The 4,471-nt window shown below is 56.3% G+C and carries 4 protein-coding genes; 1 reads left to right on the top strand and 3 read right to left on the bottom strand.

Annotated features, from left to right (window positions below):
* The 3 genes from FXV83_RS40205 to FXV83_RS40195 form a co-directional block, all read right to left on the bottom strand.
* The coding region (locus FXV83_RS40205; RefSeq protein ID WP_148745571.1) for an IS4 family transposase at positions 1-1,343 on the bottom strand (1,343 nt) is incomplete at its 3' end.
* A gap of 180 nt (positions 1,344-1,523) precedes the next feature.
* Positions 1,524-2,042 (bottom strand): hypothetical protein, encoded by a 519-nt coding sequence (locus FXV83_RS45590; RefSeq protein WP_187436504.1) that lies wholly within the window; start codon positions 2,040-2,042, stop codon positions 1,524-1,526.
* A gap of 32 nt (positions 2,043-2,074) precedes the next feature.
* Positions 2,075-2,926, bottom strand: a complete 852-nt coding sequence (locus FXV83_RS40195) for a 3-oxoadipate:acetyl-CoA acetyltransferase (protein WP_148745570.1) — start codon at positions 2,924-2,926, stop codon at positions 2,075-2,077.
* Positions 2,927-3,684: 758 nt separating this feature from the next.
* On the opposite strand from FXV83_RS40195, the gene FXV83_RS40190 reads away from it, so the two are divergent.
* The gene (locus FXV83_RS40190) at positions 3,685-4,161 is read left to right on the top strand and encodes a lipocalin-like domain-containing protein (RefSeq protein WP_148745569.1); all 477 of its coding nucleotides are present in this window, start codon (positions 3,685-3,687) and stop codon (positions 4,159-4,161) included.
* Positions 4,162-4,471: the final 310 nt, after the last annotated feature.

Below are 4,471 nucleotides of genomic sequence, written 5' to 3'. Positions count from 1 at the left end.
TAACCGCCGAGCCGGGCGATCTTGATCAGATAGTGCGAGAGCGTTTTCCGTCTTGCTCTTGGTTTGTCGTTGACGAGGCGATCGAGCACGCCGATTTCAGTCGCAGTCAACGCGAGGGTTGGCGGCGTGTCTGGGGCGGAACGGTTGAGCATCGTTATCCAGAAGACCCGCCAACTCAGGATGCAAAAGAGCGAGATCAAATTGGTGAGACGCTGGGCGGTCCTGAGCTTTGACTCCTCGGCTTTGCAGCCCGATTTGAGGATCTTGTGGAACACCTCGATCTTCCATCTCAAAGCATACCATTCAAGTTTCTCAATGGCGTCGGTGCGGGAACCAACAGACAGGTCGGTGATCAGCTTCCAGTCGATCTTCTTTCTGTTCTTCGGCGTTCCGCGCTCTTCGGCATGGATCACCGTCAAGGTCAGCGCGGGATAGCGCTTCTGCTTTCCGATCGGCGGCAGGACGCGAATCTTGCGATACCTGAGCTCAAGAACGGCCTTGTCGGGATCGCCGTTGCTATTTCTGACTTCGATGCGATGGAGCCCTTTGACGGCGACCTCGTCCATTTCGTCCGCGATCGTGTGATCCCCATCTCCAGCCAAGCGGTCGACGCAGGTTCTGATCAGAAAAAGAGTTCCGATCTCCTGTGCTGCGCAGAAGAGCTCGTATATGTCACTTTCGCGATCAGCAATATGGATGCATCGTCCCGGATGATCCAAGAGTTGCGTAGACTGCTTGAGATTTTCCAACCACCGGACGCTTTCCTTTTTCTCGATGGGAATCCGGGTCGGATTGATCTTCTTTTTAAGCGCTGCCGTCCCCTTGAATTTCTTCCGGGTCCAGAACTTAACGGCCGCCAACCCCAGCGGCACACCCTCGATTGTAACTGCGAGGCTCGAATGCATCAGGATGCCGCAAACCGTGTGCGATCTGAGGCGACCCGCCTTATCCCGTCCACTGTTTATGCTCTTGGTGATGCCGATCGCTTCGGAATTTTCGCGCTGACAGCTAAACCCGGTTGTGTCGTGCAGCACAAGAACGAGACCTTCAGTGGCTGCGGCGCGATCACTTGTCGATTGGAAATGGCCGGCCAGAATGTCCGCTTCGCTGACCCGGTCATTAGAGAAGAAGCGGTAGGCTGCCTTGGTATTCGCCCAATCCTGGCAGACGAGCGGAATGCTTTGTCCCATGGCGCTTCCAATCTGCGTGAGCAGTTTACGGAATCTGTCGCCGAGCCGCGCGTCCCTAAACTCGCATCCACTAGTCTCTCGATCAATCCAACATTCACCCTCCAAGGATCGCAACCGGCCTCTTGCCGATCGATCCCTTAATGTCAGCCCCATCGAGCACCCCCTCGCGAATCAGGTGCTCAGCAAGGAACCACAAGTGATTCTTTCGACTCAAGATTTCGCCGATCAGCAAATCAGGCCGAGTGGTCAAAGTTATGGGTAATTGAAAGGTAGGCCGAAAGGTTACACTCTTATGTTGCGGAGCGAGCCGAGGAGGTTGACGAAATCCTTGGCTCACTCCAGCAGCGACAACATAAATCTGGCCGCAACATAACACGAATAGCTGAAACTATCGGACTTGGAGTCGCAATACTCCTCCCACAACAGCGTCAACGTGACGTTCCTCCGCCCCAGCTCGCGATGAACGAGCGACCAATCTGGCTGCGGGCGCTCATCGCTGGGTAGATAGGACGGCGACGGAAACAGGCGGTTCTCAAGCCGGACCTCATCATTGAACTCGGGCGGCAACGGCCAAGTCAAACCTGCGCGGCGTGCCAGGTTGAGATCCTTGCAAACCTGCATGCGAGCATCACAGGATGCAAACGAATGCACGGCTAGGGTCTGCTCCTCACGGGCGAGTATTCCCAGGCGGATCTGGCCGGAGCTACGGCGCATCTTCCAAGATACATGCCTTTGCGGCCATAGCAAACTGTGCAACCGGAACGGGTGACGCGCGTCCAACAATACCCAGGTTTCGCGCGCTCGGGAAATTCCGTCCGGATCGCATTGTATCCAGAGGGAGGACCACTGCATCTTAGTCCGTCCATGCTTGCTTGAGGCTCTTTTCATTGAGGGCCTTTTGGGCTGCACTGGTTAGACAAGCCAAATGCCGCTCTCGCCTCCTGCGGAGTAGCAGGCTGCGCATTGTGTCGCGCACAAATACCGACTGCGATCTGGACGAGCTCTGCGTTGCTTTTAGCAAGTTGCGTTTTGGTGACGCGAATATTGTCTTCCAGACCGGTGCGGATCGCGTCGGCGCCGCGGGCCAATGCCCAGTTCATTACCGAGTTCTGGTGACGGCCAATCCCCGCTGCTGTCCAAGTTGCGTTGGGCAGAATTCGTCTGAGCTCGCCCAAAAGGATGTCAAGCAAATGTTCATCTGCAGGCATAGCGTTCTGAATGCCCATGACGAACTGAACATGCGGGTGGTCATCAATTAGTCCTTCATCAACCAGCCGACGTGCACCATGAATGTGAGACAAATCGAACAGTTCCAATTCCGGTCTCACGTCACATTCCCGCATCTGCTTCGCTAGATCTCGGACCAATGCAGCAGAATTCTCATACACAGACATTGGGAAGTTTATCGAACCAGTCGAGAGCGAACCCATGTCCGGCTTGAGATAAAGAGCGCTTCCGCGCGCGCTCGGGTCACGACCACGGCCGCCCGTCGAAAATTGGATGATTATCCCCGGGCAGTGCCGCTTAACACCTTCCTGTACCCGAGCGAAGAGGTCCGGATCTGAGGAGGGGCTTCCATCCGCATTGCGAACGTGAATATGGACTAACGAGGCGCCAGCTTCAAAAGCCGCGTGTGTCGCCTCGATTTGCTCGGCCGCTGTCACCGGCAAGGCGGGATTGTCGCGCTTCTGTGGAACCGATCCGGTTACTGCGACCGCAATGACAACTGATCTCACATCCCGATCCTCTCTCTAAGTTCGTTCCTTCGGATACAGATTTTGCACTAGGCGGCTAGTTTGGCGAAGGAACCCATCGCTGCTGTTGCTGTGAGACCGCTATCGAACACGGTCTGCAGTCTCAGGCCGCAGCGGTAGGTTGCTGAGATACTATGGTTCTGAAGTAGCACATCGTATGCCGAGAACGGCAGGACAAGATCTGGTAGGCTCGCAAAGAGTAGACGTATGTTATCAGACAAGCGGCGTCGCTGACTTTGAAGCTTGTCAGCCACCTCGAAGCCGCACACGCGCGAGAGCCCTACCTGGTAAGGGTTTGTGTCTTCTTAGTCAGTCGTGCTGAGAAATTTGGACAACGGGCGACAAGGTATAATGATCGACCTCGACCTAATAGTAGAACCGATGTTGCGGGTGGAGCCGAGCACGGCTTGACTTCGGGCGGAGGAAATTTCGACGTGCAAGGATCTGTCTGGAGTTCGAGGATGGGCCCAGTGGCGGCACGCCATAAAGAGACACCGGCGCGTGTGTCGACAACTCACGGGCCGTTTTCTGGAGCATCGCAGCTCGCCGATATTGTCGCGTTCGATCAAATCACCTCCAACGAAGATCGCAACTGTGCATTCTGGGCTGGTTCTGAACGTTCGTCGTATCGCCGGCTACCGAAGAAGGGTCGACCATCTGAGCGCTCTATGAGGCGAGCGTCTAGAACGGACTGGCCATTTCCGTCGTGCTTAGGAACCAGTTTGACCTAGGAGGAGAATTTGACCGCTGGCAACGAAATCTTGGCGTCGGTGAGGCTCGGAAAACCTCTGCCGGGTTCTCCGGTTATTGGTACGTGGCGCCTGCGCTCTTACGTCCGCGAACGAATATCAGACGGGCGCCGCCACAATCAATTTGGCGAGGCCCCTATTGGCTACATAGGCTATGCTGCGGATGGCAGAATGTACGCCATTTTCACGCGGAACGATAGGATCGTACCTCGCGACGTGGTGCCTACCGATCAGGAAGGCGCTGAACTCCTCAGCACCATGGTCGCCTATGCTGGCACATTCTCGCTGGGCCGGAACATCATCGTCCATCACATCGACACATCATGGAACCAGGCATGGACCGGCACCGATCAGGTGCGGTATTTTGTGCTCGACGGAGATAAGCTGACGGTTACAACCGCTCCCTACAGAAGCTATCTCGACGGCAGCATGGGACGATCGATACTGGTCTGGAATAGAATCAAATGAAGTGTGAGCGTCACGATAGGATCACTGGTGCCCGGGCTTGACTTGCGCGGAATGCTCTGGATAGCGCGGTCGGGATGATTGACGCCGCCGGGCCGCGGTGATGGGGTGATCCCGGTTCGGAGCGGGCAACGGGATCAGAATGAACAGCGAGTCGCAGCTGCGCGAGAAGCTTCGGAAGATCGAGGCGTTGTTCGTGGGGGCCGGAACTGCTGGTGAGCGCCTTGCGGCGGAAGCCGCGCTGCAGCGGGTGCGGGCCCGGGTCGAGGAACTCGCTCGCCACGATCCACCGGTCGAACAGCAATTCTCACTT

The sequence above is a fragment of the Bradyrhizobium hipponense genome (assembly GCF_008123965.1).
Lineage (GTDB): Bacteria > Pseudomonadota > Alphaproteobacteria > Rhizobiales > Xanthobacteraceae > Bradyrhizobium > Bradyrhizobium hipponense.
The sequence above is the reverse complement of the archived record's forward strand: the minus strand, read 5'-3'. Positions and strand labels throughout refer to the sequence as shown.

Bases quoted from the DNA above. Each gene is read 5' to 3' on its own strand.
- FXV83_RS45590 (WP_187436504.1), bottom strand. From the start codon at position 2,042: ATGCAGTGGTCCTCCCTCTGGATACAATGCGATCCGGACGGAATTTCC.